26 protein-coding genes are annotated in these 26355 nt (G+C 51.4%); 8 read left to right on the top strand and 18 right to left on the bottom strand.

What is annotated here, in order from left to right; all coding sequences use genetic code 11:
* Window positions 1-196 precede the first annotated feature (196 nt).
* The 8 genes from E3U32_RS08170 to E3U32_RS08135 form a co-directional block, all read right to left on the bottom strand.
* Complete coding sequence (locus E3U32_RS08170; RefSeq protein ID WP_134348367.1) at window positions 197-676, bottom strand: FidL-like protein; 480 nt, start codon at window positions 674-676, stop codon at window positions 197-199.
* Window positions 669-1415, bottom strand: coding sequence for a winged helix-turn-helix domain-containing protein (locus E3U32_RS08165; protein WP_134348366.1), 747 nt, complete (start codon window positions 1413-1415; stop codon window positions 669-671). The genes E3U32_RS08170 and E3U32_RS08165 overlap by 8 nt, the downstream gene beginning before the upstream one ends.
* A 234-nt stretch (window positions 1416-1649) precedes the next feature.
* On the bottom strand, window positions 1650-1973 hold the full coding sequence (locus E3U32_RS08160) for a hypothetical protein (protein WP_134348365.1): 324 nt from the start codon (window positions 1971-1973) through the stop codon (window positions 1650-1652).
* Entirely contained in the window at window positions 1973-2323 is a 351-nt protein-coding gene (locus E3U32_RS08155; protein ID WP_134348364.1) for a hypothetical protein, read from the bottom strand. Before E3U32_RS08155 ends, E3U32_RS08160 begins: the two co-directional genes overlap by 1 nt.
* 224 nt (window positions 2324-2547) lie before the next feature.
* Window positions 2548-3384, bottom strand: coding sequence for a fimbrial protein (locus E3U32_RS08150; RefSeq protein ID WP_134348363.1), 837 nt, complete (start codon window positions 3382-3384; stop codon window positions 2548-2550).
* Complete coding sequence (locus E3U32_RS08145) at window positions 3363-5720, bottom strand: fimbria/pilus outer membrane usher protein (protein ID WP_134348362.1); 2358 nt, start codon at window positions 5718-5720, stop codon at window positions 3363-3365. The genes E3U32_RS08150 and E3U32_RS08145 overlap by 22 nt, the downstream gene beginning before the upstream one ends.
* Window positions 5721-5802: 82 nt before the next feature.
* Window positions 5803-6378 carry a fimbrial protein gene (locus E3U32_RS08140; RefSeq protein WP_134348361.1) on the bottom strand — a complete coding sequence of 192 codons (576 nt, stop codon included), beginning with the start codon at window positions 6376-6378 and terminating at the stop codon, window positions 5803-5805.
* A 26-nt stretch (window positions 6379-6404) separates the two neighbouring features.
* Entirely contained in the window at window positions 6405-7100 is a 696-nt protein-coding gene (locus tag E3U32_RS08135) for a fimbrial biogenesis chaperone (RefSeq protein ID WP_134348360.1), read from the bottom strand.
* Window positions 7101-7542: 442 nt separating this feature from the next.
* Between E3U32_RS08135 and lldP the strand changes: the two genes are divergently transcribed.
* From lldP to trmL, 5 genes are all read left to right on the top strand, one after another.
* Window positions 7543-9198 (top strand): L-lactate permease, encoded by a 1656-nt coding sequence (gene lldP / locus E3U32_RS08130; RefSeq protein WP_134348359.1) that lies wholly within the window; start codon window positions 7543-7545, stop codon window positions 9196-9198.
* A complete protein-coding gene (lldR, locus tag E3U32_RS08125) occupies window positions 9195-9968 on the top strand; it encodes a transcriptional regulator LldR (protein WP_134348358.1) in 774 nt (257 codons plus the stop codon). The genes lldP and lldR overlap by 4 nt, the downstream gene beginning before the upstream one ends.
* The gene (lldD, locus tag E3U32_RS08120; protein WP_134348357.1) at window positions 9965-11152 is read left to right on the top strand and encodes an FMN-dependent L-lactate dehydrogenase LldD; all 1188 of its coding nucleotides are present in this window, start codon (window positions 9965-9967) and stop codon (window positions 11150-11152) included. The genes lldR and lldD overlap by 4 nt, the downstream gene beginning before the upstream one ends.
* Before the next feature lie 182 nt (window positions 11153-11334).
* Window positions 11335-12675 (top strand): MFS transporter, encoded by a 1341-nt coding sequence (locus E3U32_RS08115; RefSeq protein ID WP_134348356.1) that lies wholly within the window; start codon window positions 11335-11337, stop codon window positions 12673-12675.
* 45 nt (window positions 12676-12720) lie between these two features.
* The gene (gene trmL, locus E3U32_RS08110) at window positions 12721-13191 is read left to right on the top strand and encodes a tRNA (uridine(34)/cytosine(34)/5-carboxymethylaminomethyluridine(34)-2'-O)-methyltransferase TrmL (protein WP_134348355.1); all 471 of its coding nucleotides are present in this window, start codon (window positions 12721-12723) and stop codon (window positions 13189-13191) included.
* 32 nt (window positions 13192-13223) lie between these two features.
* Here trmL and cysE read toward each other — a convergent pair whose 3' ends face one another.
* From cysE to E3U32_RS08085, 5 genes are all read right to left on the bottom strand, one after another.
* On the bottom strand, window positions 13224-14045 hold the full coding sequence (cysE, locus tag E3U32_RS08105; protein WP_008502718.1) for a serine O-acetyltransferase: 822 nt from the start codon (window positions 14043-14045) through the stop codon (window positions 13224-13226).
* A 74-nt stretch (window positions 14046-14119) separates the two neighbouring features.
* The gene (gene gpsA / locus E3U32_RS08100) at window positions 14120-15139 is read right to left on the bottom strand and encodes an NAD(P)H-dependent glycerol-3-phosphate dehydrogenase (RefSeq protein ID WP_134348354.1); all 1020 of its coding nucleotides are present in this window, start codon (window positions 15137-15139) and stop codon (window positions 14120-14122) included.
* Window positions 15139-15606: a protein-export chaperone SecB gene (gene secB / locus E3U32_RS08095; RefSeq protein ID WP_106995460.1), complete on the bottom strand. Its 468-nt coding sequence runs from the start codon at window positions 15604-15606 to the stop codon at window positions 15139-15141. Before secB ends, gpsA begins: the two co-directional genes overlap by 1 nt.
* 32 nt (window positions 15607-15638) lie before the next feature.
* Entirely contained in the window at window positions 15639-15890 is a 252-nt protein-coding gene (gene grxC, locus E3U32_RS08090; protein ID WP_023309914.1) for a glutaredoxin 3, read from the bottom strand.
* Window positions 15891-15901: 11 nt separating this feature from the next.
* A complete protein-coding gene (locus E3U32_RS08085) occupies window positions 15902-16333 on the bottom strand; it encodes a rhodanese-like domain-containing protein (protein WP_023309913.1) in 432 nt (143 codons plus the stop codon).
* Window positions 16334-16579: 246 nt separating this feature from the next.
* On the opposite strand from E3U32_RS08085, the gene gpmM reads away from it, so the two are divergent.
* From gpmM to E3U32_RS08070, 3 genes are read left to right on the top strand one after another with little or no spacing between them, the layout of a single operon-like run.
* On the top strand, window positions 16580-18124 hold the full coding sequence (gene gpmM / locus E3U32_RS08080; RefSeq protein ID WP_134348353.1) for a 2,3-bisphosphoglycerate-independent phosphoglycerate mutase: 1545 nt from the start codon (window positions 16580-16582) through the stop codon (window positions 18122-18124).
* A 33-nt stretch (window positions 18125-18157) separates the two neighbouring features.
* A complete protein-coding gene (gene envC / locus E3U32_RS08075; protein ID WP_286164255.1) occupies window positions 18158-19417 on the top strand; it encodes a murein hydrolase activator EnvC in 1260 nt (419 codons plus the stop codon).
* 3 nt (window positions 19418-19420) lie between these two features.
* Entirely contained in the window at window positions 19421-20353 is a 933-nt protein-coding gene (locus E3U32_RS08070) for a divergent polysaccharide deacetylase family protein (RefSeq protein WP_208527906.1), read from the top strand.
* 37 nt (window positions 20354-20390) lie between these two features.
* Here the strand turns inward: E3U32_RS08070 and E3U32_RS08065 are convergent, their stop codons facing one another.
* The 5 genes from E3U32_RS08065 to tdh form a co-directional block, all read right to left on the bottom strand.
* Entirely contained in the window at window positions 20391-21302 is a 912-nt protein-coding gene (locus E3U32_RS08065; RefSeq protein ID WP_286164248.1) for a capsular polysaccharide synthesis protein, read from the bottom strand.
* 15 nt (window positions 21303-21317) lie between these two features.
* Complete coding sequence (locus E3U32_RS08060; RefSeq protein WP_134348351.1) at window positions 21318-22166, bottom strand: glycosyltransferase; 849 nt, start codon at window positions 22164-22166, stop codon at window positions 21318-21320.
* A gap of 71 nt (window positions 22167-22237) precedes the next feature.
* Complete coding sequence (locus tag E3U32_RS08055; RefSeq protein ID WP_353620363.1) at window positions 22238-23500, bottom strand: O-antigen ligase family protein; 1263 nt, start codon at window positions 23498-23500, stop codon at window positions 22238-22240.
* Between the two features lie 62 nt (window positions 23501-23562).
* Window positions 23563-25143 (bottom strand): phosphoethanolamine transferase, encoded by a 1581-nt coding sequence (locus E3U32_RS08050; protein WP_134348350.1) that lies wholly within the window; start codon window positions 25141-25143, stop codon window positions 23563-23565.
* A 177-nt stretch (window positions 25144-25320) separates the two neighbouring features.
* Entirely contained in the window at window positions 25321-26346 is a 1026-nt protein-coding gene (gene tdh, locus E3U32_RS08045; protein ID WP_134348349.1) for an L-threonine 3-dehydrogenase, read from the bottom strand.
* Between the last annotated feature and the right edge of the window lie 9 nt (window positions 26347-26355).

The following is a 26355-nucleotide window of genomic DNA, read 5'->3' as shown; positions in this document are numbered from 1 at the left end:
TTGTTCGGGATTTGTCAGCGGCGCTACACGTACAAAAGGCGACAAATAACAGCGCTATTTATTGATGATGATGAGAGGGGCGAGGGATGTGCCATCCGGCAAGAAAGGCGATTGATAAACTGATAACCAGGTTTGCCACACACCGCAGGGATGAATTCATCCCAGTGGTATTGTGGCTTTCATCAGAAAAAATTATTTAGTAGCCGTTGCAGGTAAAAATATAGCTGAGGGGCGTGCCGATGAGATAAAGATTCTCAGACAGGTGGTTGATATCAAGAGAAATAAGGGAACTGTCTCCTGTTAGCTCCATCAACAATGGCTCAAATTCCCGATCGCTTAACGTATCGTTTACAGATTTATGAATATTGGTAATGTTAAAGAGCCACGAGTGTTTGTAGGCTTTTTTCCCATTGTTCATGTAGATTATGCGATGCAGTTTTTTTCGTCCCTCACTCGTTGAAGCATATCCTTCCAGCGTAAGATAAGCTGTATCGTGCCCCGATACCCGTAGATCCTGATTAACCATGATTTCTTCATTCTCAAGGAAATAGCGCGTTGGCCCATTGCAGCGGAAATCCTCGTATTTATCATCACTTTTAGTTTCAAAGAATGAAAATACAACCCCCACAAGAAAAAGGGCACTCAGGAAGAGGATGGCATATTTTTTTCTATTCATGATGTCTTTTCCAGTCCGAATAAAAAAAGTCAGTACAATTTGCTAACGTTTTTCCGCTCACATTATGGCAATACGAAAAGAAAGTCCGTCCATAGTCATTTTCATCCGGGATGGGGTCGACATTGTCAAACAGAAGAGTATTTCCTGCATCGCACTTAAGTTTCAGGTCCTTAAGCATCTCATTAATTTGAACTTTCGCGCGGATTTTCTCATTCTCGCTAAATTTATGTAAATAAAGCGCTTTACAGCCCGGAGCAACTTCAACCAAATCGCTGCTGACAATATCGTAGTGGGACGTAGACTGCTTGAGGGCGATGAAAACGGCTAAGGGTACGAAAATACATAGAAAAGCGATAACCAGAATCTTAAGATCTTTACCGTTTTGTTTACGCATTGGTCTATTTTCAGGTTCATTTACCTGATCACCGGGACCACTACGCGTTTCAATCTTGATATCAGTATTAAGACGAAAACCAATTTTTGGGATAGTGATAAACAGATTATCACACCCATGATTGGCAAGCGTTCGTCTAAGCATGCTCATGTATTGATTGAGATTGTTGTTGGACCCTCTTAGCCCATTTTTATCCCATACCTCTGTCAGCAAGTAATCACGGGTAACTAACTCACCTTCCGACAAGATAAGCAGCTCCAGCAACTGACTTGCAGGTATACTGAGCTTAATAAATTCATCATTATCACCGCATTCGATCGTATGGTCGGCGGGGTTAAATAACATGTTGTCAGATATGTAATAAAGCACAGTCGCAATCACTGAAAAAAAGTGGAGTCGAACTTTATCAGATCCCCTAAGAGAGAAAACGATCGGTAGCTATACGAAACCTAAACAACAATAAACACCCTCGCTCCTTTACGCCATGAGGTAACATTCACCCACTACATTTTACAATCTCTTAATGTGGGTAGATTTATTACTACGTTTATCTTTCATGAAATACACAGATCATAAAATTTATAGAACGATAAGCAATAGCCCTCCGGTAAGAACCAATCCAGTGCCAAGCAACCTTAAACGAGACAATTTAAGATTTCCATTTAAAGCAACCCAGATCATATTCATACACAAGCAGGCGCCTGCTATGGTGATGCAGATAAGTGCAAAATCCAGGTAAGCGACATAGCTTGATAACGTATAATAAGACAACAATAAAGTGACTACATAAATAGAAAACGCCATTTTTCTGTCCAATCGCTGAGAGCCGGAGAGCAATGCCACCCCTAAAGAACGCGTCATGATGGTAACAATAAAATAACAGGTTAAATGTACGGTTTGCATCAATTAAAATCTTCTACTTTTGTCTTCATCAGGATGAAAAAACCAGCCAGTAGCATTATCCAGGCCAGACATGCTCCTGGAGACGGTTTTATATCGAAGAATACATAGTTAGCCACGACTGCCGTAAGCATTATTGCCCCGGTAATAATTGCGCAACTAACAATGCTGCCTTCCCGATCGTCTTTTTTCTTCGACCATGAAATGACGTAACCACCGCTCATCTGGACAAATGCACTGCACCAAAAAAAGAGATCGCTGGAGGAATAAACGGCCCACGCCATCAGGCACGTTGCCACAACGCTGCTGAAGATGGTGATAAGTAAGCCATATTTACTACTACTTAACCACATGATAGCTCCCAGAATTATCATTTTCGTCGGGCTCAAATAACACCACTGGCCGCTGCTTACAGCAAGATAAAAAGGTCCATCGAATATAATTAGATTTTTATCCTGTATTTAGAACATGATTTACAAATTAGCTCTGATGTTATGAGGAGATAACAGAATCCAGTACCAGCACAAGAACGTATGCCATCCAGGATGACATACGATTTAACTGATTGATTTTTGTTCTACTTGAGCGTGATGAGAACCGTGGCATCAGCGGAAAATCTTCCGTAATGGGCGGTCTCTCCGGGGACAGTAATTAAACGCGCGCGATAGGAAAAGGACGGGGAAGCATGGCTGATCACGGTATTAAACACCACCGGCATATTGTGGTCATCGGCAATCTGAATGCCAATATTGCCAAGTTGAGTCGGTAGCGTATTGCTATCGATAAGATCGCCATGGTAGGTGAACTGTAGATCAACTTTTCCATAATCATTGGGGTTCAGGCAAATAACGGGGATTTTAAAGCCGACACTGGGTAAATTTTCTCCGTTCTTATTTAGCGTGAAGGACGGGAAAGTGACTTTGATTCGCTGAGTTGTCACCCCGCAAAGCGTGGTATTAACAATCAACGCGGGTGGGTTTATGCGCAACAGCGGATGTGTCTTACCGTAGATGCTCAGTGACGGTATCGCGTACCGTCCCCCATGGAGATTACCAATTTTATAGAGACGAAGAGAGAGACTTTCTCCTGGGATCCAGTCTGAAAGACTCGAAATACATCGATTGTTGTCTTTATCGCAAAGGCTGAAACCAATTCCCGGTACAGTTGTTTTAAAAATACTTCGTGAGGTGTCCCACATCCCGGCATCGGTGGCAATGGAAAGCTGTGTTTCATTTAACGCACTGGCAGCCAGGGAAGAGAGGGGTAATGTTTTTAACAGGGTTCCATCCTCTTGTCCTGCCATATTTTGCAATGTTATTGCTGGCATATTTTGCATCAGAGTCGTGGCAGAGGTGGAGAATGAGACAACCAGCGCCAGCAGAGCGCCGTTTTTTATCGGCATTGTAATTCCCATATGTGCTTTTTCTTGTTAACTCCATTGAGATCAATAGTACAGACGGCATGAGTAGACGAGTCGCTGGCATGATAGGGCCAGCGATGTTGAAGAATATCCAGCGCGATTAATCCCCCGGCTGAAACGATCCCGACACGTTGATTATCAGCATCATAAATTTGCGACCCAAACGGTTCAGGATCGCCCTTCGTACTGTAAATGTGCGCATATTGAATCTGTACCCGCCTGGCTTTGGTATCGACTTCCACAATGGCCCCCGCGCGTGGAGCGGTTTGATAGATGTTACTGTCGATCTCGATCTGTTGATTTAGCCCCTCGGAAGAGAGTGATGTTTCGTTATAGCGATATGGTGAGACGTCATTCACAATCGCGTTGCCGAAATAATCCGTCGTGACGTCATTAACGTCAGTGATATGCAGCCCTGATATACGATCGGTGTGGACTAAGATGCTACTCACACCAAGGGGTTGTCCAAAGGTAATGCCATGATGATGAACGACCATGGAGCCATTCAACCCGATGCTCAGCTCTTTGCTGTCTCCCCCCTGGCTCCAGCCCGCGCTGAGGTTTCCTTTACTGGCGCTCCAGTTCAGCGAGGAGTCATATTGCTGCTGCCCCGCCGTTGACGATACGCCAGAGTCGAAATTCAGGCTGTCGTCATCGAGCAAACTCCCCGAGAGCGAAAGGCGGCTATCTGTTGCTGTCCCATGTGACTGGCTATAGTTGACGTAATATTTTTCCTCTTTACCCAGCGGTATTGAGGCATTGAACGAGACACTGTTTTCAGAACTGTCGCCATAGCGATGGGTAATATTGGCAATGAATTGCATATCCCGGAGACTAAAGACCATGCTGCCGCCCATCTCCCTGCTCGTTTCACGCTTAAATCCATACTGCTGCGTGTAGTTTAGCGTCAGGTTTACAGCGCCTAACTGCTGGCTGAGCTGTAAGGCATATCGCGATTTATAATCACTTTTAGGCGAAGCCCTTACCGCATCTTCGAAGTCGGAATAGCCCTGGGATAATTTATTTTCCGCGGTAAAATAGAGATAGCTGTCTGTCAGGCCAATGCTATGCGTCAGGCCAGATTTAATGACATAACCTTGTTTCTTCTGTATGAAATCACTTTGGCTTTTATTTAACGTCGCGTAAATACCACCCAGCCATCTGATATTTGCTCCCGTGCCAGCAGCAACATTCAGGTAGTGGTTTGCATATTGAAAACCGTTGATGAGTGTTATCGCGTTCGAAACACCGTACAGGCCATTAGCTTCGAGTAATTGTGGAGCAGAGGATAACGTCCGGTTACGTCCAAGGTAGACGCTGTAGCGAAAGACGTTTTCAGGCACCAGAACGTTGACGGAATTGTAAGGCTGGATGAAGTGTCGGTTTTCGCCGTTTGCCTCGATAACTGAAATATCCAGATCCCCTGCATTTGACGAGGCTGGGATATCTTTTAAGGCAAAGGGACCAGGCGTGACCTTCCGTGTAGCGATTACCAGGTCGTTTTGCTTAATAATGACAGTAGCATTCGATTTTGCTACGCCCGAAATCACCGGAGCATAGGTTCGCTGAGCGTTCGAGAGCATATCAGTGCTTGTGGCGAGTTTCACACCACGAAGATTCTGGGAGGGAAACAGATCGCCCGAGGTAAAGAAATCACCGGCAACGGCTGTACTTCGTAATGCATCCACATCATGACTGATATAACTTGTGCTGCTGACGTAATGCATTCCAGAGTCGTCGGATTTTGTCATAAATCCGTTGTTTCTGAACTGAAAGCTAGCCAGATTAATACCATTAGTAAAATTTCCGTAAAATGATTTAACATGCGTCGTGCTACGCGTATCATCGTAATTAAGGTTATAGGTGGTAAACGCTGAATTGATACCATCCTGCCATTTTTCAGGAGGCGCGATATCATTTATCGAGGTAATATTTAGGTATTTCTGCGGGATCGTAATTGAGAGTGTGTTTTCACCCTGATCCAGTTGCATGCTGGTTTCTGGAATATAATCCTCTAGCGGTCTGGGATCGTCATAGCAGTGTTCAATTACCACGCCCCACTGCTTGAGGGTGTTACAGGAAAAAACTGCGCTAATTTTATCAGCGCTGATTTTTTTATATGTAATCTGTTGCTCCGGTAGTTCTTTATCATTCAGATAGACGGTCAGGGAATATTCACCTGGTAACACGTCATTTCCTTTATCAAACTCAGCAGCATCCTTTATGCTTACACCGCCAACATCCTCGAAGAAAGAGAGGTCATATTTTTCTTCTGAGTGGGCGGTTGAAAAAATAAAGAAAACAAGAGAAAAAATAGCATTTTTCTTCATGTGATGCTGTTCAGCTTAAATATTAATCAGGTACAGAAGAGCAGCAAATAACCCTGCCGCTTACGTGGCAGGGGCCATCCGTTTATTTATAATATATTTCAAATACAGCATCGGTAGCGAGTTTACCACCAGTAACATCGCCCGATGCACGAACGTATTTCGTGCTAAGTTGAAGTGTATTATCATTGTTCAGGAAGGCGTTAGTGAGGCCTGCAGTATCGCTATTTAGCTCTTGCCCGATTGGCAGGACGGTATTTCCGTCGCCGCTAAAGATCTGCAGCCCCATTCCTTTCGCTGTACCGTGGGTATTTTCAAGAATATTGTTCTCTCCTTGCCCCGTAATTTTCATATGCATCCTGCTGGCTTGAAATTGATCTGCACATGAAATATGGAGAGAAAAATCTTTCTTTTGCGTATTTAATGCTGGCTGTCCCTCTGCCAGTTTATCAAATGCCGCAGTACTCACCACAGGCAGCACCACCTTCATCGATTTACCTTTAAAAGAACACGTCGGTTCTTCAACTAACCCGTTAAAATGAACGGTAGTTGAAGCGTGCAGAGCTGTCGCATTGGCGTTGTCTGTCGACGTGCCTGCAAAAGCAGAACCGGCAACACCAGTGAGAGCAAACGCCATTGCCAAAGAAGTCAATTTTTTCATTATATATCCACTTTTTTATAAAGAACTCATCGAATTTGTGATGAAGCCATCTCTGTTACGTCACCAAAATCGCTGATAGCGTTCCAGGAGATAGAATTAACTTTTGCCATACCTTGCAGCTGCACAGCTTTTGTTGAAAAGGGAGAAATCATATCGACGTCAATCTTTGTATGACCATCAATCATCGCGTGATCAATGGTGATAAAATAAGGGGTCGGATTATTTACCTCAATGTTTTTACCCGCGCGCCGCCACGTTAATTTTTTCCATGCGTCGCCAGATTCAGGTTCAATACCTGCAGGGCGATAAAATACTTTTATCTTTGTTTGCATCGCCAATAACAGTTCAGAACTCGAAGAGTTGGCATCAACACGAGGGATCTCTTTCACGTTGAGCCAGAAGAGTTGCTCACTTTTATTATTTTTTAAAGCTGGGTCGACCAGGCTAAATCTTAACTCAACTTTATGATTAGCTTTTATTTGTGCGACAGGCGGCTCAACCAAAATATCTTGCTGCGGTTTACCTGCGCCATCTTCCACCCAGCTCTGCATTAAATAATCATTGTCTGTCGGGTTATCAACTTTTATTGACACCTGGTTTTCGCTTGCCGGAAATATAACCCTTGTTCCACTCAGCACCAGCGCCGCTCTGGCGTTAAAAAACGGCAGCAGCACCGCTATAACCAGCAGTGCTCCGTTGCGTAAACGTTTCCAAGAAAACATATCGTTAACCTATCTAAATACCGGGAAGATGCCTGGAAGCAGTTCGCTCTCATCACAAAATAGAAATTTCGCCTTTTAAGCAGAATAGGTCTTTCGGAAAGAAGTTTCCTAAACGATTCAAAAATAGTTTTTATGGAGGCTGTGCCGGGTGAACGTTTATCAGCATAAGTGAAACTATCAATACCTAAATGTTAAAAAAATCGCACTACGAAAACATGCCATCCTGATATTGGTCCTACCAATAGACGAAAAAAATCCCCATGATTCACAAAACCATCGTTTACATCACAAAACCATTGCCGACATTCAACATTTAGTTAACCATTTATTGTCATTAACCCTACAACACAACATTGGCAGGACCACTTTTACACAGGCTGTGACGCAGAGATGAGCGGAGACTCGCCCGCAGCGCAGGCTGTCTGGTCCCCAGGAGACCTGCATGAGCCTCTGGCAACAAAACTACGACCCGGCCGGCAATATCTGGCTCTCGAGCCTGATCGCATCGCTTCCGATCCTGTTCTTCTTCTTTGCGCTGATTAAGCTCAAGCTGAAGGGCTACCTCGCCGCGACATATACCGTTGCCATCGCCCTGATGGTGGCGCTGTTCTTCTACAAAATGCCGGTCGAACGCGCGCTGGCCTCTGTCGTTTATGGTTTCTTCTACGGCCTGTGGCCGATTGCGTGGATCATCATCGCGGCGGTGTTTGTCTATAAAATCTCGGTGAAAACCGGGCAGTTCGACATTATCCGCTCGTCGATTCTCTCCATCACGCCGGACCAGCGCCTGCAGATGCTGATTGTCGGCTTCTCCTTCGGAGCGTTTCTGGAAGGGGCGGCAGGTTTTGGCGCGCCGGTGGCGATCACCGCTGCGCTGCTGGTTGGCCTGGGCTTTAACCCGCTGTATGCCGCGGGCCTGTGTCTGATTGTGAACACCGCGCCTGTAGCGTTTGGCGCGATGGGTATTCCGATTCTGGTCGCAGGCCAGGTGACCGGGCTGGACAGCTTTGAGATTGGTCAGATGGTTGGCCGCCAGCTGCCATTCCTGACCATTATCGTCCTGTTCTGGATCATGGCGATTATGGACGGCTGGCGCGGCGTGAAAGAGACCTGGCCTGCGGTAATGGTGGCGGGCGGTTCGTTCGCTATCGCGCAGTACCTCAGCTCGAACTTCCTCGGCCCGGAGCTGCCGGACATTATCTCTTCGCTGGTCTCTCTGGTCTGTCTGACCCTGTTCCTGAAACGCTGGCAGCCGGTACGTATTTTCCGCTTCGCCGATATGGGTGCTTCGCAGGTGGATCAAACCCTGGCGCGTACGGGCTATACCGCAGGCCAGGTGGTACGCGCCTGGTCGCCGTTCCTGTTCCTGACCGCAACGGTCACGCTGTGGAGCATCCCGCCGTTTAAAGCCCTGTTCGCCCCGGGCGGCGCGCTGTACGACATGGTGATTAATATCTCTGTGCCGTTCCTCGACAAGATGGTCGCTCGTATGCCGCCGGTGGTGCACGCCACCACGCCGTATGCCGCGGTCTATAAATTTGACTGGTTCTCTGCCACCGGTACCGCCATCCTGTTTGCCGCACTCCTTTCCGTGGTGTGGCTGCGCATGAAGCCTGCAGCCGCGGTGCAGACCTTTGCGGCGACCATTAAAGAGCTGATGCTGCCGATTTACTCCATCGGCATGGTGCTGGCGTTCGCGTTTATCTCGAACTACTCCGGCCTGTCATCGACCCTGGCACTGGCGCTGGCCCATACCAGTCACGCCTTCACCTTCTTCTCGCCGTTCCTCGGCTGGCTGGGGGTGTTCCTGACCGGGTCAGATACCTCGTCTAACGCCCTGTTTGCCGCCCTGCAGGCTACAGCCGCACAGCAAATCGGCGTATCAGATGTGCTGCTCGTGGCGGCTAACACGACCGGCGGCGTGACCGGCAAGATGATTTCGCCGCAATCCATCGCCATTGCCTGTGCGGCGGTAGGTCTGGTCGGTAAAGAGTCGGATCTGTTCCGCTTTACCGTGAAACACAGCCTGATATTCACCTGCATGGTTGGGGTGATCACCACCCTGCAGGCCTATGTCTTAACCTGGATGATCCCATGATAGTGATGCCCAGACGCCTGTCCGACGAGATTGCCTCTCGCGTGCGGGCGCTGATTGAAGAACAACAGCTGGAAGCGGGCATGAAATTGCCCGCCGAACGCCAGCTCGCTGCCCAGCTTGGCGTATCACGTAACTCATTGCGTGAAGCGCTGGCCACGCTGGTCAGCGAAGGGGTACTGGTGAGCCGTCGCGGCGGCGGCACCTTTGTGCGCTGGCAGCATGACGACTGGTCCGAGCAAAACATCGTTCAGCCGCTGAAAACGCTGATGGAAAACGATCCGGACTACAGCTTCGATATCCTTGAAGCGCGTCACGCCATCGAAACCAGTACCGCCTGGCACGCGGCCATGCGGGCAACCGACGCCGACAAAGAGAAGCTCATCGTCTGCTTTGAGGCCACGCAAAGCAGCAACCCGGATATCGCCTCCCAGGCGGACGTGCGCTTTCACCTGGCGATTGCCGAGGCGTCGCACAACGTGGTCCTGCTCCAGACCATGCGCGGATTCTTCGACCTGCTGCAATCCTCCGTGAAGCAGAGCCGCCAGCGCATGTATCTGGTTCCGCTGGTGTTTGCCCGGCTCACAGAACAGCACGAGGCGGTGCTCAACGCCATTCTGGCGGGTGATGCCGAGGCCGCGCGCAAAGCGATGATGGCGCATCTGGGCTTCGTGCACACCACGATTAAACGATTCGATGAAGACCAGGCCCGACAGGCGCGTATTACCCGCCTGCCTGGCGACAGTGATATTTCCAGGGAGAACAAAGCATGATCATTTCAGCAGCCAGTGACTATCGCGCCGCGGCGCAGCGCATTTTGCCGCCGTTCCTGTTCCACTATATCGACGGTGGTGCGTATGCCGAATACACCCTGCGCCGCAATGTGGAAGACCTGTCTGAGGTGGCGCTGCGCCAGCGCGTGCTGAAGAATATGTCCGATCTGAGCCTTGAGACAAAACTGTTTAACGAGACGCTCTCCATGCCCGTGGCCCTTGCGCCCGTTGGTCTGTGCGGCATGTACGCCCGCCGGGGCGAAGTCCAGGCGGCCGCAGCGGCGGATGCCAAAGGCATTCCGTTTACCCTCTCTACCGTGTCCGTCTGCCCGATCGAAGAGGTCGCCCCGACCATCAAGCGCCCAATGTGGTTCCAGCTGTACGTCCTGCGCGACCGCGGCTTTATGCGCAACGCGCTGGAGCGCGCCAAAGCGGCGGGCTGCTCCACGCTGGTCTTTACCGTCGATATGCCGACACCCGGCGCGCGCTACCGCGATGCGCACTCCGGCATGAGCGGCCCGAATGCCGCCCTGCGTCGTTACTGGCAGGCAATGACCCACCCGCAGTGGGCCTGGGATGTCGGCCTGAACGGTCGTCCTCACGATCTCGGGAACATCTCGGCTTACCTCGGGAAACCTACCGGGCTTGAAGATTACATCGGCTGGCTGGCAAACAACTTCGATCCGTCCATCTCGTGGAAAGACCTGGAGTGGATCCGCGAATTCTGGGACGGCCCGATGGTGATCAAAGGGATCCTCGACCCGGAAGATGCCCGCGACGCGGTACGCTTTGGGGCAGACGGGATTGTGGTTTCTAACCACGGCGGACGCCAGCTTGACGGGGTACTCTCTTCCGCACGCGCCCTTCCGGCAATTGCTGATGCGGTAAAAGGCGATATCGCTATTCTCGCCGACAGCGGCATTCGTAACGGGCTTGATGTGGTGCGCATGATTGCACTCGGCGCGGACAGCGTACTGCTGGGCCGGGCGTATCTGTATGCGCTGGCGACGGCGGGCCAGGCAGGCGTGGCAAATCTACTTAACCTGATCGAAAAAGAGATGAAGGTCGCGATGACGCTGACCGGTGCGAAAACGATCGGTGAAATCAGCAAAGACTCTCTGGTGCAGGAATTAAGTCAGTTACCGGCGGCGCTGGCTCCGCTTGCACAGGGTAACGCGGCCTGAATTGTCCCACCGTTAACACCTCTTTTTCACGCGCCCGATTCCCCATCGGGCGCTTTTTTATGCCAAAAATAACATCCAGATAACATATTGGATAAGAAAATTTGACATCCACCTGCCGTCCGCAATTGTATAGACAAGCAAATACAAGAACACAAAAACAACATCAGATTGGAGGGGAGCGCATGACGTATTCAGGTAAGGTGGATATTCAGCAGGTAATCGACGACAGTCCCTTTTCACGGTTTCACTGGCTTCTCATCGTGCTGGGCTTTCTCGTTCTGGCGATCGATGGTTTTGATACAGCGGCGATGGGCTACATCGCGCCTACGCTGTCGGCAGAATGGGGGATACATAAACAGGATCTGGGTCCGGTACTGAGCGCTGCGCTGTTGGGGCTGTCGCTGGGTGCGCTGATCGCAGGTCCGGTATCGGACCGGGTGGGACGCAAGCGCGTGCTGGTTTTCTCCTGCCTGTTCTTCGGCCTCGCGAGCCTGGGGACAGCCTGGGCGCAAAGTCTGAATACCCTGACGCTGTGGCGCTTCCTGACCGGCCTGGGGCTGGGTGCCGCCATGCCGAACGCCATTACGCTTATCTCCGAGTTTGCCCCCCAGCGCTGCCGCGCCATGGCGATTAATACCATGTACTGCGGCTTCCCTCTGGGTGCGGCGGGCGGCGGCGCGATCTCTTCCTGGCTTATTCCTCACCATGGCTGGCGAAGCGTGCTGCTGACCGGCGCAATTGCTCCGCTGATTCTAACGCTGCTGCTGGCGCTGTTTTTGCCGGAGTCGGTGAAGTTTCTGGTGCAGCGCGGGAAAGACGTCATGCAGGTTCGTCGTATCGCCAGTCGATTCTCCCGCAGCACGCTGGAGAGCGTCACGCGCTTTTTCCTGGCAGAGGAGAAAGTCACGTCTAAAAAAGGGAGCGTGACGCAGCTGTTTTCCATGCCCTGGCTGCCCGGCACCCTGATGCTGTGGGTGACCTATTTTATGGGACTGGTGATTTACTACGTCCTGCTGAGCTGGATGCCGACGCTGATGCAGGGAATGGGTTATGCTCTGGCGGAATCCGCATGGCTGACTTCGCTGTTCACCTTCGGCGGTACCGCAGGCATTCTGCTTGCAGGCTGGATGATGGACCGCTGGGAAGCGCACAAAGTGGTCGCGGGCGGGTTTGTCCTGACGATGGGGCTGATCCTGCTGCTCGGCATGGAGCATAATCATATCGCCCTGTTTGGCGGGCTGATCTTCCTGATGGGGATCGCGATGAACGGCGCGCAATCGGGCATGCAAACCCTGGCCGCCACCTTTTACCCTACCGAGTGCCGTGCGACGGGCATCGCCTGGATGCAGGGGATCGGCCGCTTTGGCGGCGTGGCGGGAACCATGACCAGCGCTCAGCTTCTTTCCATGCAGTGGCAGGCAGACAGTATTTTAATGATCCTCAGCGTGCCCGCACTGGTGGCTGCTGCGGCAACTGTCTACAAAATGCTGTATAGCCGCTCGCAGGAACCCGGCGTCGCGTAGTCCTTCTCTTTTCTGCTATTCTGCCCCCGCAATTAAGGGGGCAGCATGCTTAACATCGTTTTATTCGAACCAGAAATTCCGCCGAATACCGGCAATATCATCCGCCTGTGTGCAAACACCGGTTTTCGCCTGCATATCATTGAGCCGATGGGCTTTACGTGGGACGACAAACGCCTGCGTCGCGCGGGGCTGGATTATCATGAATTTACCGCCGTGGTTCGCCATCATGATTACGCCGCATTTCTGGAAGCCGAAAAGCCACAGCGCATGTTCGCTCTGACCACCAAAGGTACGCCAGCACACAGCGCCGTGAGCTATCAGGACGGTGACTATCTGATGTTTGGTCCGGAAACGCGCGGCCTGCCAGCCACTATTCTGGATGCCCTGCCCGCTGAGCAGAAAATCCGTATTCCAATGATGCCGGACAGCCGCAGCATGAACCTGTCGAACGCGGTGTCGGTGGTGGTCTATGAAGCATGGCGCCAGTTGGGTTACCCGGGCGCCATATTACGGTAGGCCCGGTAAGCGCAGCGCCACCGGGCAAAATCTCAGATGCCGTCACCATACTCGAACGTATGGTGGATGCCGTTGAAGTGCTGATCCATGTCCATGGACGGCTTATCGCTGTCGGGTTTACCAACGATGCGCGCCGGCACGCCAGCGGCAGTAGTGTGCGGCGGCACAGGCTGGAGCACAACAGAGCCCGCGCCGATCTTCGCGCCGCGTCCTACTTCGATGTTGCCGAGGATTTTGGCCCCCGCGCCAATCATCACCCCTTCACGAATTTTCGGATGGCGATCGCCGCTGGTTTTACCGGTACCGCCCAGCGTTACCGATTGCAGAATAGACACGTCATCTTCAATGACCGCCGTTTCACCGACAACAATCCCGGTGGCGTGGTCAAGCATGATCCCGCGGCCGATTTTCGCCGCCGGATGGATGTCGACCTGAAAGGTCACGGAGACCTGGTTTTGCAGGAAGATCGCCAGCGCGCGGCGGCCCTCGTTCCATAACCAGTGGCCGATGCGGTAGGCCTGTAAGGCGTGAAAGCCTTTCAGGTACAGCAGCGGCGTAGAATATTTGTCGACTGCCGGGTCACGCGTGCGCACGGCCTGGATATCACAGGCGGCAGAGGCGATCATTTCCGGGTCTGCGGCGTAAGCCTCTTCCACCACTTCACGAATAGCGATAGCAGGCATGATCGAGGAAGCCAGCTTGTTGGCGAGCATATAGCTCAGCGCGCTGCCGAGATTTTCGTGCTTAAGTAGCGTTGCGTGGTAGAAACTGGCCAGCATAGGCTCGCAGTCGGCCAACGCCCGGGCTTCGGCTTTAATATTGTTCCAGACGATATCCAGTTCTTCACACGGCATTGCTTACTCCAGACGATAGTTAATGACCAGCCAGTTCTGCGCTGGCTGGGTCATTCAGGTGACAACGGTTCCGACTAGTTACTGCTGCGCTCGTCCTTTCGCGCACGACCTAATAAGGTCAATGCTGCCTCGCGCGCATTTTTTCCGCAATACAATACCTGATAAATTTCCTCGGTTATTGGCATTTCGACACCAAACCGGTGCGCCAACTCGCGAACTTCTTTGGTATTGCGGTAGCCTTCAACCACCTGACCAATCTTCTCCTGCGCGCCTTTTACATCGCTGCCCTGTCCGAGCATCATGCCAAAGCGGCGGTTACGAGACTGGTTGTCGGTACAGGTCAGCACCAGGTCGCCCAGGCCCGCCATCCCCATAAAGGTGGCCGGATCGGCGCCCAGCGCTTCGCCCAGGCGGGACATCTCGGTCAACCCTCGGGTGATCAGTGCAGTCCGCGCGTTGGCTCCGAAACCAATGCCGTCGGACATCCCGGCACCAATCGCAATCACGTTCTTCACCGCACCGCCCAGCTGTACGCCGATAAAATCGGGGTTGCTGTAAACGCGGAAGCTCTTGCCGCAGTGCAGCAAGTGTTGCAGATCGTCGGAGAAGGTCTGATCGGTTGATGCCAGCGAAATCGCCGTTGGCAGGCCAGCGGCCAGCTCTTTGGCAAAGGTCGGGCCGGAGATCACCGCCAGCGGGATATCCTCACCCAGCGCTTCGCGGGCAACATCCTGCAGCAGGCGTCCCGTTTCAGCTTCCAGTCCTTTTGTCGCCCATACAATGCGCGCATCCAGGCGCATCAGCGGCTTAATCTGACGCAGCACTTCGCCAAATACATGGCTCGGGACCACAATCAGAATGTTGCGGCTGGCCGCCAGCGCGGTCGCAAGGTCGCTTTCAAGGTGCAGGGAGTCGGGGAACGGAACGTCCGGGAGAAACGCGACGTTGCAGCGGTCGCGCTGCAGCGTGGCGATATGTTTTGGATCGTGGCCCCAGAGAACCACTTCGTGACCATTTCTTGCCAGCGTGATGGCAAGAGCGGTGCCGTATGAGCCGGCACCGATCACAGTCATTGACGCATTAACAGTACTCATCAGGCATCCTGATGTTGTTCAGTACCTTCGCCAGCTTGCTGCTGCAGATAGTTCATGAACAGCGCATCAAAGTTAACTGGCGCAAGGTTCAGTTGCGGGAATGTACCGCGAGAAACCAGGCTGGTGATGCATTCACGCGCGTACGGGAACAGGATGTTCGGGCAGTACGCACCCAGGCAATGCGCCATCTGGTTGCCTTCGATACCGCCGATAGAGAAGATGCCGCCCTGCTGTACTTCACACAGGAATGCAGTTTCTTCGCCCAGAGACGCGGTAACGGTCACACGCAGTACGACTTCATACACATCATCTGCCAGTTGGGTAGATGCGGTATCCAGATCAAGTTTAACCTCTGGCTGCCAGTCTTTCTGGAAAACATGTGGTGCATTTGGCGCTTCATAAGAAACATCTTTGGTGTAGATGCGCTGGATCTGGAAAGTCATTTCGGTGTTGTTTTGTTCTGACATGGAAAAACCCTTTTAAATTGTCCTAAAGTCTCTTAGCTCAGCAGCGGATCGAGTCCACCACGAGCGTCGAGCGCATACAAGTCATCACAGCCGCCAATGTGCTGCGCATCAATAAAAATCTGCGGAACCGTCGTACGACCACTACGTTTGATCATCTCTTCGCGTTTGATCGCGTCACCGTCGATTGGCAGTTCCTGGAACGTCACGCCTTTGCTGTTCAGCAGCGCTTTCGCACGATGGCAGAACGGGCACGTCGCTTTGGTATAGATCTCAATATTGGCCATGACTGAACTCCTTATTTACCGCGTACCAAAGGAAGATTTTCCCCGCTCCAGCCGGAAATACCTTCTTTCAGCACCGTTACGTTTTCGAAGCCTGCTTTATGAAGCGCGCTGGCAGATTCCTGTGCCTGCATGCCGGTCGCATCAACAACGATAATCGGCTGGGCTTTGTGTTTCTCAAGCTCACCGACGTTGTTCGCTTTGATTTCAGCTGGCAGCAGGTTGATTGCGCCCGCAATGTGACCTTTGCGGAAATCGTCACGCTGACGCAGATCGACGACGACGGCATCTTCTTTGTTAATCAGACGCGTCGCTTCACCACGGGTGATAACCTTAATCTTAGACGTCAGGCTCTTAAATGTGGTGAACAGCACAGCAGCCAGCAGGCCAATCCACGCGATGCTCAGAACCGGATGGCGGCTAACGAATTGCATAATTTCTTGCATGGAGGGTAACTACTCCCGACTAAGTGATAAAAAAAACCAGGACAGGAGTATACCTGTGCGTTCTGGCAAATACAGCCAGCGACCATAACCTAATCCATTTTCTGCGGCATGCCACCTAAAAAATGCCTCAAAATGGTCTGGTCTCCCCCTTGCCCCTGCGCTTTCTTTGATCTTCTGCGGCTATTTGATCGATTCAGCTGTAGTAAAATTACGCAAATTTTGACTCTTGAGCATGAGGTTGTCGCAATGTCGGTTTCTAAAAAACCTATGGTACTGGTGATTCTGGATGGCTATGGCTACCGTGAAGACAGCCAGGATAACGCTATTTTCAACGCCAAAACTCCGGTCATGGATTCGCTGTGGGCAAAACGTCCGCATACGCTGATTGACGCATCTGGCCTGGAAGTGGGCCTGCCGGACCGCCAGATGGGCAACTCGGAAGTGGGTCACGTTAACCTGGGCGCCGGGCGTATCGTGTATCAGGATCTAACGCGTCTGGACGTTGAAATTAAAGAACGTACCTTCTTCTCCAACCCAACGCTGTCTGGCGCGGTCGATAAAGCCGTCGCTGCTGGCAAGGCCGTACACATCATGGGTCTGCTCTCTGCAGGCGGCGTACACAGCCACGAAGATCACATCATGGCGATGGTTGAGCTGGCCGCTGAGCGTGGTGCTGAAAAAATCTATCTGCACGCCTTCCTCGATGGCCGCGATACCCCCCCGCGCAGCGCGAAAGGTTCTCTGAAAGCCTTCGAAGACAAATTTGCCGCACTGGGTAAAGGCCGCGTGGCATCCATTATTGGTCGTTACTACGCCATGGACCGCGACAATCGCTGGGATCGCGTAGAACAGGCCTATGACCTGATGACCTTGGCAAAAGGTGAATTCCAGTTCGCGACCGCCGTGGAAGCGCTTGAAGCCGCTTACGCGCGTGATGAAAATGACGAGTTTGTGAAAGCGACCGTTATCCGTACTGAAGGCCAGGCCGATGCCGCCATGGAAGATGGCGACGCGCTGATCTTCATGAACTTCCGCGCTGACCGCGCGCGCGAAATTACCCGTGCGTTCGTCAACAGCGACTTCGATGGTTTCGCCCGTAAGAAAGTCGTAAATCTCGACTTCATCCAGCTGACCGAATACGCCGCCGATATCAACGCCCCATGCGCTTACCCGCCGGCCTCGCTGGCAAACACCTTCGGTGAGTGGATGGCGAAGAACGATAAGACACAGCTGCGTATCTCTGAAACCGAGAAATATGCGCACGTGACCTTCTTCTTTAACGGTGGCGTTGAAGAGCCGTTCAAAGGCGAAGACCGCATTTTGATTAATTCGCCTAAAGTCGCCACTTACGATCTGCAGCCAGAAATGAGCTCTGCCGAACTGACTGAAAAACTGGTTGCGGCCATTGAGAGCGGCAAGTACGACACCATCATCTGTAACTACCCGAATGGCGACATGGTCGGCCATACCGGGGTAATGGAAGCCGCGGTTAAAGCGGTTGAAGCGCTGGATCACTGCGTTGAGCAGGTCGCGAAAGCTGTTGAATCCGTTGGCGGCCAGCTGCTGATCACCGCTGACCACGGTAATGCTGAACAGATGCGCGACCCGGCGACCGGCCAGGCGCACACGGCCCATACCAACCTGCCTGTTCCGCTGATTTATGTTGGTGATAAATCACTGAAAGCAGTGGAAGGCGGTAAGCTTTCAGACATCGCGCCAACCATGTTGACGCTGATGGGGATGCCGATCCCTGAAGAGATGACTGGTAAGCCGCTGTTCATCGTGGAATAATCGCTCCCCATGAGGGGAAAGGCGATTTTTTCAATCACATGGGTCGTGAAGCCGCTTAGGTTATCAGTCAGACCTCTGTTTTACGCCAGCGCACTCAGCGCTGGCGTATTGCTGTGCGCCGCATCCGCCCACGCGGATGACCGCGACCAGCTGAAATCCATTCAGGCCGATATCGCCGCCAAAGAACGTGCGGTACGCCAGCAGCAACAGCAGCGCGCCACTCTGCTCGCCCAGCTTAAGCAGCAGGAAGAAGCCATCTCCGCCGCCGCACGTCAATTACGTGAAACGCAAAACACCCTAGCCCAGTTGAATAAACAGATCGACGAGATGAACGCGTCGATTGCCAAACTGGAACGTCAGCGTGATGCACAGGAGCGCAATCTTGCGGCTCAGCTTGATGCCGCATTCCGCCAGGGTGAACACACCGGCCTGCAACTGATCCTCAGCGGTGAAGAGAGCCAGCGCGGCCAGCGCCTGCAGGCCTACTTTGGCTATCTGAACCAGGCGCGTCAGGAAACGATCGCGCAGCTGAAGCAGACGCGTGAAGAAGTCACCACGCAAAAAGCCGAGCTGGAAGAGAAGCAGAGCCAGCAGCAGACGTTGCTCTACGATCAGCAGGCTCAGCAGGCGAAACTTGAGCAGGCACGCAACGAGCGTAAGAAAACCCTTTCTGGTCTTGAGTCCTCCATTCAGGAAGGACAGAGCCAGCTGAGCGAAATGCGCGCTAACGAATCAAAATTGCGTAACAGTATCGCCCGTGCGGAAGCCGCGGCGAAAGCGCGCGCCGAAAAAGAGGCCCGCGAGGCACAGGTCGTTCGCGACAAGCAGCAGGAAGCGTCCCGCAAAGGGACCACCTACAAGCCAAGCGAAAGCGAACGTTCCCTGATGTCGCGTACCGGCGGTTTAGGCTCTCCTCGCGGTCAGGCTTTCTGGCCCGTTCGCGGCTCAATTCTGCATCGCTATGGCGAACAGCTGCAGGGTGAGCTACGTTGGAAAGGGATAGTTATCGGTGCGTCTGAAGGTAGCGAAGTAAAAGCCATCGCCGATGGCCGCGTGATTCTGGCCGACTGGCTGCAGGGTTACGGACTGGTGGTGGTGGTCGAACACGGTAAAGGTGATATGAGTCTTTACGGCTACAATCAGAGCGCGCTGGTCAGCGTCGGCACTCAGGTGCGCGCAGGTCAACCCATCGCCCTTGTAGGCAGCAGTGGCGGTCAGGGCCGCCCGTCACTCTATTTCGAAATTCGTCGCCAGGGTCAGGCGGTCAATCCACAGCCGTGGTTGGGAAGATAAGTTTTGCTTCAATTTCGTCGAATGGTTCTCTCCGTCGTCAGCGCACTGGCGCTGGCTGCACCGGTATACGCAGGCAAGCTCGCTATCGTGATTGATGACTTCGGTTATCGTCCGCACTATGAAAACCAGGTGCTGGCGATGCCGTCAGCCATCTCAGTCGCCGTCCTTCCGAATGCGCCCCACGCACGTGAGATGGCGACCAAAGCCCACAACACTGGGCATCAGGTTCTCATCCATCTACCCATGGCCCCGCTCAGCAAGCAGCCGCTGGAAAAAGATACCCTGCGCCCGGATATGAGCAGCGATGAGATCGAACGCATCATCCGCGACGCCTACAATAAAGTGCCGTATGCCGTGGGGCTGAACAACCATATGGGCAGCGCGATGACATCGAGCCTGTACGGGATGCTTAAAGTGATGCAGGCGCTGGAGCGTTACAACCTCTATTTTCTCGACAGCATGACCATCGGCAACAGCCAGGCGATGCGTGCCGCTCAGGGAACGGGCGTAAAAGTGATTAAGCGCAAGGTGTTTCTGGATGATACCCAGAACGAAGCCGATATTCGCATGCAGTTTAATCGCGCGGTACAGTTGGCCCGCCGTAATGGCTCTGCCATTGCCATCGGTCACCCGCACCCGTCCACCGTTCGCGTCCTGCAGCAAATGCTGCCGACCTTGCCTGCCGATATCACGCTGGTTCGCCCGAGCGATCTGCTGAACGAGCCGCAGGTGGATACTTCTACACCGAATTCTGCACAACCCGCCCCGACAGCACCACGTAATCCGTTCCGCGGCGTGAAGCGCTGCGTACCGAAGCAACCGCTTGAACCGGTCTACGCGACCCGCTTCTTCTCTGTTATCGGAGACAGCATCAGCAACAGTACGCTGGTGAAATATGTCCAGCAGCAGTGGCAGGGATGGGGTAAGAAAGTGTGATAATAAAAAAGCCACCGTCATGGTGGCTTTTTTATTACTAAAGGTGGAAGGAGCCCTCGAGGATCTGGCTGTATACTGTCGGCTGGCCGTTGTCTGCAGTACGGTATTGCTCTTTGTGCGAGAGCTTATAAATGCCCACGGGATCATTATTTAGCGCCTTCATCGCCGCTATATCAGGTTTCGCTGAGATGAACTGGCGAATTAAAAACCGATTATTCCCGGTGACCGGTTGTTGATCCATGACCTGACGAAACTGCGGATAGCGCTCGCGCGCATATAAGAAACTGTAATCGATCAGGAAGTACTCAATCAGGGTATTGTGGTGCTGCCAGTAGCGATACAGAATATCCCGCACCATCTTCACCAGTGGGTTTCCCTTTTGGGCTGCAAAAAAATAGGCCGTCCAGTAACCCTCACTCAATGCGTTTTCAGACGGTTCAAAACGTAGCGATGAAAAGGTCTTCTCAAAAAATGTTTCCGGTAACGGCTTCGTCATGAACACCGTGGCGTCCATCCAGATCCCGCCATATTGATACAGCAGCGAACAGCGAACAATATCAGAGTATTGCGCCTTACTGATAAGACCGGCCTGGTATTTCGTTTTGATGTGTTCAGGGAGAGTGAGATGGTCTGGAATATTCTCATCCGTCAGGATAATGACCTGCGCATCCGGCGTGTTACGTTGTACGGATGCAATGCAGCGTTTCACCAACTCAGGTGCACTATCCAACCCCTGGAACCAGCAGATCCAGATAATGCGCGATTGCATCGGTTCCGTTGCGTACGCATCGTCAGGCTGAACCTTTAGATCATCAATAACGCTAAAAATCGTCTCTTTTTTCTTCCGCTCAAAATGGCTGGCCGCACGCTGGAAAAGAGAAAAACCCGTTTTTTTGTGCCAGCGTCGGGTTTTCTTGATGAGCTTATTCGTTGCATTAAGATTCATCATTTCACCTTGTTAATTTCAGAATAGCTCTTTTAGCGTACGGCGAAAAAGTTTCATTTTTAATTTAGCGTCTTTTTTACGCCCACGTAATAAGCAATTCATACGCGTTGATTTAAAACCTCGAAACGACATAAGCTGGAACAAATTATTACTGCGAGTCACTTCAGACATATGCTGGCGATATTTAAAATAGAGCTTACGGTACGCATTATATTTTTTTACTTGTGACGTAATGCGATTACTCCCGTGTTCAGCATCCACCATCGCCGTACTGAAGCTGTATTTGATACCTGGACCATATTTCAGAATTAATTTAATCCAGACATCGCGATCTTGCTGTTGTTTTATTTCAGGAGAAAACCCGCCTACACCTAACAGTTTTTCTCTTGTGGTCAATACCTGATTGCCCACCACGTTTTCGCACAAAATATCCTGCAGCTCAATGATCCTTTTATCATCAGTATCCGGATAGGTGCGGTGGGTTTTGTCCAGCCTGGCGGGAGTATCCGTCACGAAAGCATACTTATCATCATACCGCTCAGCGAGTTTCGTCAGACGTTCTGGCAAGAAATAGTCGTCGTCATCGAGTCCCGTTACAAACACGCCGTGCGAAAGCGCATAGCCCCGGTTACGGCAGAAGTTAGAACCGCTGTTCTTTTCATTACGTTCGTAGATGAAATGCACAAAACGCGCTTCACACTCTGCGCGCATACGCTCGATGAGTTGAGCGGTTTTATCATTAGAACAATCATCAACAATAATCAATTCTACCGTGGGGTATGTCTGAGCAATAACTGAACGAATTGCACGTTCCAGCAACTCCTCTCTGTTGTAGGTGGTGATGATTACTGAAATCAGTTCGTTCATGGCGTGCTCGTCTGGTAAAAGGTATTTCTCCATCGGGAGAATACCTTTTTCCCGATGGAGAATCAAAACGATTACTTAATGACCGTACGGTGTTTGTTTTGCTCCAGGAAAACAACCGACATTATCAGCGTTAGCATCCAGGCAACAGGGGTTGTTTTTGAATAGAACATCACGCCACCCACACCGAACATAACAATCGAAACCAGGAAAGCGAATAGAATAATACTTTTACGTTTGCGTAATGCATACCAGCCAAGCGATATCACAAACAGAATATAAAGAATAACGCCTGAAGGACCTTTTACAGAAAGCGTTTCAACGATTTCATTATGAAGATGGCCGCGAATGTAACCCAGCGCGCCTGACAGGCTTGGGTCTTTATTAACTTCTGCGATTATCTTTACGTTTCGCTCATCAGTAGACTGCCATAAATAATTGTTTTTAGAGGCAGCCAGCCCCGTCTTCCACATCGCTAAACGGGCACCAACCGACGTGGCACTGTTCGCTTTATCATAGGAAACAATGTCATTGTTAAAGTCGTCATAACGCTTAACCAGGTTGTCTTTCATCATAAAGGCGCCAGCCAGCAGCGCAATCAGGAAAACAGCAACCCCCTTCCACGGGATATGCTTTTCCTTGTACAACTTCACCACCAGCAATGCGAAGAAAATAATCGGATAGGTCAGAATGGCTGCCCGAGTTTCTGTCGCCACCAGTACCAGGAAAGTAATAAAAAAGTGTCCGAGTATAAACAGCTCTTTCCATCTGCTTGAACTGTGCTGGAGCACCAGAATCGTGTAGAACGAGATAAATGCAATGGTATAAGCGGCCCCTGTCGCATCCGTCCCACCGGCAAGGGAGAGTGTAACCCTTTGGTTTTCAAGAAACAGGTGTTGGTACCCTGCGTAGACAACAATCATCACCTGCAGCGCGATGACCAGCAACATATGAATCTTATTGCTGCCGACGTTGAGCTGATTTCTGTTTACAAACACGAAGATGGAGAATGCCCCGAAAACGCAGATTTTCCCGACTTCCAGATAGGCGCGATACGAGTTGATCGCCTCACTGTCAACCTTATACATCCGGTACCAGACCAGATCGCAAATCCCGATAATCAGCAGGACCAGACAAAGCCAGAATGCATCGTTCTTTCTGAAGTTTTTAATATTCAATAAGAAAATAATGAATGCGGTAACACCCGCCAGGCCCAAAATTTTGGCGGATAAATTAGGAGAAACAACTACGCAACCCAAAGCAATAGCACACAGTCCGAAGAGTAGCTGCAGCAATACAAACTGGACCTTATCTCGTTCTACATTAATCATCATCATTCCATTTACTAAAAGGCAAAGCAGGCTAGCACACTGCAAAAAACAAGTTTATCGCACCTGTGTTAACGAATATTACGCCAGTCATAGGACTTCCCGGTCGTGTCCAGCACGGTTACGTTTTTATTGTAACCGGCAAGCCATGACTGTACCGACAGGACAGGTTCTCCCTGACGATGGATCCCAAGCCAAAGCTCAGCCAGCGTATTAATATCATCAGCAGACCAGACGGTATTGTAATCTCCGGTGAACTGCTTATCGGAATCTACCCGATGTCCGTACCAGATAAACACCGGGATATGCAGAGCCTCTCGCGGAGGATTAACATTGCCGTGGGAGTAAGCTACAGCACGCTTCGGATCGCGAATCAGGCCATGATCGGAAAAATACATGACGGATGAGCGCGAGTTTTCGAGCAGGCTAAAGATCTTACCCATTAACGTATCCGTGTATCGCACCGAATTGTCATAGCAATCATCGGCTTCATTATCACCGTGCAGCAGCGCCTGGCTGGCTGGGAAACGTCGGCAGGAAGGCTCGTGGCTTCCGTACAAATGCAGAACAATCAATTTTTTGCCCGGCGTTTTTAGCGCACTCTGCAACAGCGGCAGAAGGTCTTCGTCGTAGCCCCCGTCAATCCACTCATGCTGTTTCGTGTTCAGGGCAATACCGGTAATGACGTTGTTATGCGCCCCACCTTTGCCCTGGCGACTAAACCAGTAAGTACCATACCCTGCTTTGTTAGCGATATTGACGACGTTATCGCCATATTTGCGCGGATCGCGGGCATTCACGGTATCCGCAGTCAACGCCAGCGGTACCGCCATAATCGTGACAGGTGCAGGTGTAACGGCATTGCGGAACAGTAAGAGTTGCGATTTTTGCTTCTCCAGCTCCGGAGTAGTATCTCGTTGATAACCATAGATACCCATATTTGCCGTACGCTCGGACTCGCCAACAATCAGCACATAGTTCTCGATGCCGGTATCAGATAGTGTGATTTTATAATCAGGAATATTGTTACCGATGTTGGCCACCACTGCATTATCCTCAATGGCCTGCATAAAGACTTTGGACGTGCTAACAGGCGTAGCCTGAACCACGCGCTGCGCCAGGCTTTCAACACTGCTTTTTCTGAGTTGATGCTGCAAAGCCTGACCATAAAAAGCCAGCAGCGTGACGGCAAGCGCAATGGCGGGCCAGCGACGGAAACGCGGCGCAACAGGCCACATCCCGGTATTGGCGGTATAAATGAACAACGCAGAGAGGGCGACAAAAATCAGGCAATCGCGCCAGTATAGGCCGAGCATCGAACTTGCTTCACCCGGTGTCGTATTAAGTACGCTCAGCGCAAACCCATAACTAAACGCAGAATTGAAATTACTCCAGGCATATAACTGTAAAGTAATATCTGCCGCAACCGGAATTAATAAAATAATCGCCAGTACATTTCTGATTAATTTATTCTTTATACATTTTAACGTCAGCAATATCAGCGCGAAGACCAGCGCACGGTTAATTACCGCGTTATATTTAGCATGTATAATATTAACCCCAATGACTATTAGCAGAGAAATAACCACTGTAAAGAAAGCGGTAAATCGCGAAGGAGTCTCAACCAACTTCTGTGAAAACAGTGTGGACATAATGACCTGATTAGCCTGGCAACATCTTTCCTGACGTAATCATTTTGACTGCAAGAATGAACGTGCGGAGAAGACAGGATGGAGAAAATTTCGCCAAAAGTTAACAAGTAACTTCTGGAAAGTCAAACCGCTAAGAAAAAGCGCTGGCACCCGTAAAAGCGGTGCCAGCAGGCAGGTTTAATCCCAGCTCAGAATAACCTTCCCGGACTGCCCTGAACGCATCGCGTCAAAGCCTTTCTGGAACTCATCAATGGAGAAACGATGAGTGATAATCGGGGACAGATCCAGACCAGACTGAATCAACGCCGCCATCTTGTACCAGGTTTCAAACATCTCGCGGCCATAGATGCCTTTGATGAACAGCCCCTTGAAGATGACTTTGTTCCAGTCGATAGACATATCCGACGGTGGAATACCCAGCATTGCGATGCGGCCGCCGTGGTTCATGGTATCCAGCATTGTGCGGAACGCCGGTGGCGCACCGGACATCTCCAGACCCACGTCAAAACCTTCGGTCATGCCCAGCTCTTCCATCACGTCGGTCAGGCTCTCTTTCGAGACATCCACCGCGCGGGTCACGCCCATTTTGCGCGCCAGTGACAGACGATATTCATTTACATCGGTAATCACGACATTACGCGCACCGACGTGCTTCGCGACCGCTGCCGCCATAATGCCGATGGGGCCCGCACCGGAGACCAAAACATCTTCACCGACCAGATCGAAGGAGAGCGCCGTGTGAACCGCGTTACCGAACGGATCGAAGATGGAGGCCAGATCGTCAGAAATATTGTCTGGAATTTTGAACGCGTTAAAAGCCGGGATCACCAGGTATTCCGCGAAGCAACCCGGACGGTTCACGCCCACGCCGATGGTATTACGGCACAGGTGGGTACGCCCACCGCGGCAGTTACGGCAGTGACCGCAGGTAATATGGCCTTCACCGGAGACGCGGTCGCCAATTTTGAAGCCTTTCACTTCCTGACCAATACCCACCACTTCGCCGACATACTCGTGACCGACAACCATCGGTACCGGAATGGTTTTCTGTGACCACTGGTCCCAGTTGTAGATGTGAACGTCAGTACCGCAGATAGCCGTTTTACGAATTTTGATCAGCAGATCGTTATGACCGACTTCCGGCTCCGGCACGTCGGTCATCCAAATCCCTTCTTCCGCTTTCAGTTTGGATAACGCTTTCATCACACGTCC

Origin of the sequence: Lelliottia nimipressuralis, from assembly GCF_004402045.1 — a bacterium.
GTDB lineage: Bacteria > Pseudomonadota > Gammaproteobacteria > Enterobacterales > Enterobacteriaceae > Enterobacter > Enterobacter chinensis.
The sequence above is the reverse complement of the archived record's forward strand: the minus strand, read 5'-3'. Positions and strand labels throughout refer to the sequence as shown.

Excerpts from the sequence above, each read along its gene's own strand:
- E3U32_RS08170 (WP_134348367.1), bottom strand. The coding sequence starts at position 676 with ATGAATAGAAAAAAATATGCCATCCTCTTCCTGAGTGCCCTTTTTCTT.
- E3U32_RS08165 (WP_134348366.1), bottom strand. The coding sequence starts at position 1,415 with ATGTTATTTAACCCCGCCGACCATACGATCGAATGCGGTGATAATGAT.
- E3U32_RS08160 (WP_134348365.1), bottom strand. The coding sequence starts at position 1,973 with ATGCAAACCGTACATTTAACCTGTTATTTTATTGTTACCATCATGACG.
- E3U32_RS08155 (WP_134348364.1), bottom strand. The coding sequence starts at position 2,323 with ATGTGGTTAAGTAGTAGTAAATATGGCTTACTTATCACCATCTTCAGC.
- E3U32_RS08150 (WP_134348363.1), bottom strand. The coding sequence starts at position 3,384 with ATGGGAATTACAATGCCGATAAAAAACGGCGCTCTGCTGGCGCTGGTT.
- E3U32_RS08145 (WP_134348362.1), bottom strand. The coding sequence starts at position 5,720 with ATGAAGAAAAATGCTATTTTTTCTCTTGTTTTCTTTATTTTTTCAACC.
- E3U32_RS08140 (WP_134348361.1), bottom strand. The coding sequence starts at position 6,378 with ATGAAAAAATTGACTTCTTTGGCAATGGCGTTTGCTCTCACTGGTGTT.
- E3U32_RS08135 (WP_134348360.1), bottom strand. The coding sequence starts at position 7,100 with ATGTTTTCTTGGAAACGTTTACGCAACGGAGCACTGCTGGTTATAGCG.
- lldP (WP_134348359.1), top strand. The coding sequence starts at position 7,543 with ATGAGCCTCTGGCAACAAAACTACGACCCGGCCGGCAATATCTGGCTC.
- lldR (WP_134348358.1), top strand. The coding sequence starts at position 9,195 with ATGATAGTGATGCCCAGACGCCTGTCCGACGAGATTGCCTCTCGCGTG.
- lldD (WP_134348357.1), top strand. The coding sequence starts at position 9,965 with ATGATCATTTCAGCAGCCAGTGACTATCGCGCCGCGGCGCAGCGCATT.
- E3U32_RS08115 (WP_134348356.1), top strand. The coding sequence starts at position 11,335 with ATGACGTATTCAGGTAAGGTGGATATTCAGCAGGTAATCGACGACAGT.
- trmL (WP_134348355.1), top strand. The coding sequence starts at position 12,721 with ATGCTTAACATCGTTTTATTCGAACCAGAAATTCCGCCGAATACCGGC.
- cysE (WP_008502718.1), bottom strand. The coding sequence starts at position 14,045 with ATGCCGTGTGAAGAACTGGATATCGTCTGGAACAATATTAAAGCCGAA.
- gpsA (WP_134348354.1), bottom strand. The coding sequence starts at position 15,139 with ATGAGTACTGTTAATGCGTCAATGACTGTGATCGGTGCCGGCTCATAC.
- secB (WP_106995460.1), bottom strand. The coding sequence starts at position 15,606 with ATGTCAGAACAAAACAACACCGAAATGACTTTCCAGATCCAGCGCATC.
- grxC (WP_023309914.1), bottom strand. The coding sequence starts at position 15,890 with ATGGCCAATATTGAGATCTATACCAAAGCGACGTGCCCGTTCTGCCAT.
- E3U32_RS08085 (WP_023309913.1), bottom strand. The coding sequence starts at position 16,333 with ATGCAAGAAATTATGCAATTCGTTAGCCGCCATCCGGTTCTGAGCATC.
- gpmM (WP_134348353.1), top strand. The coding sequence starts at position 16,580 with ATGTCGGTTTCTAAAAAACCTATGGTACTGGTGATTCTGGATGGCTAT.
- E3U32_RS08065 (WP_286164248.1), bottom strand. The coding sequence starts at position 21,302 with ATGATGAATCTTAATGCAACGAATAAGCTCATCAAGAAAACCCGACGC.
- E3U32_RS08060 (WP_134348351.1), bottom strand. The coding sequence starts at position 22,166 with ATGAACGAACTGATTTCAGTAATCATCACCACCTACAACAGAGAGGAG.
- E3U32_RS08055 (WP_353620363.1), bottom strand. The coding sequence starts at position 23,500 with ATGATGATGATTAATGTAGAACGAGATAAGGTCCAGTTTGTATTGCTG.
- E3U32_RS08050 (WP_134348350.1), bottom strand. The coding sequence starts at position 25,143 with ATGTCCACACTGTTTTCACAGAAGTTGGTTGAGACTCCTTCGCGATTT.
- tdh (WP_134348349.1), bottom strand. The coding sequence starts at position 26,346 with ATGAAAGCGTTATCCAAACTGAAAGCGGAAGAAGGGATTTGGATGACC.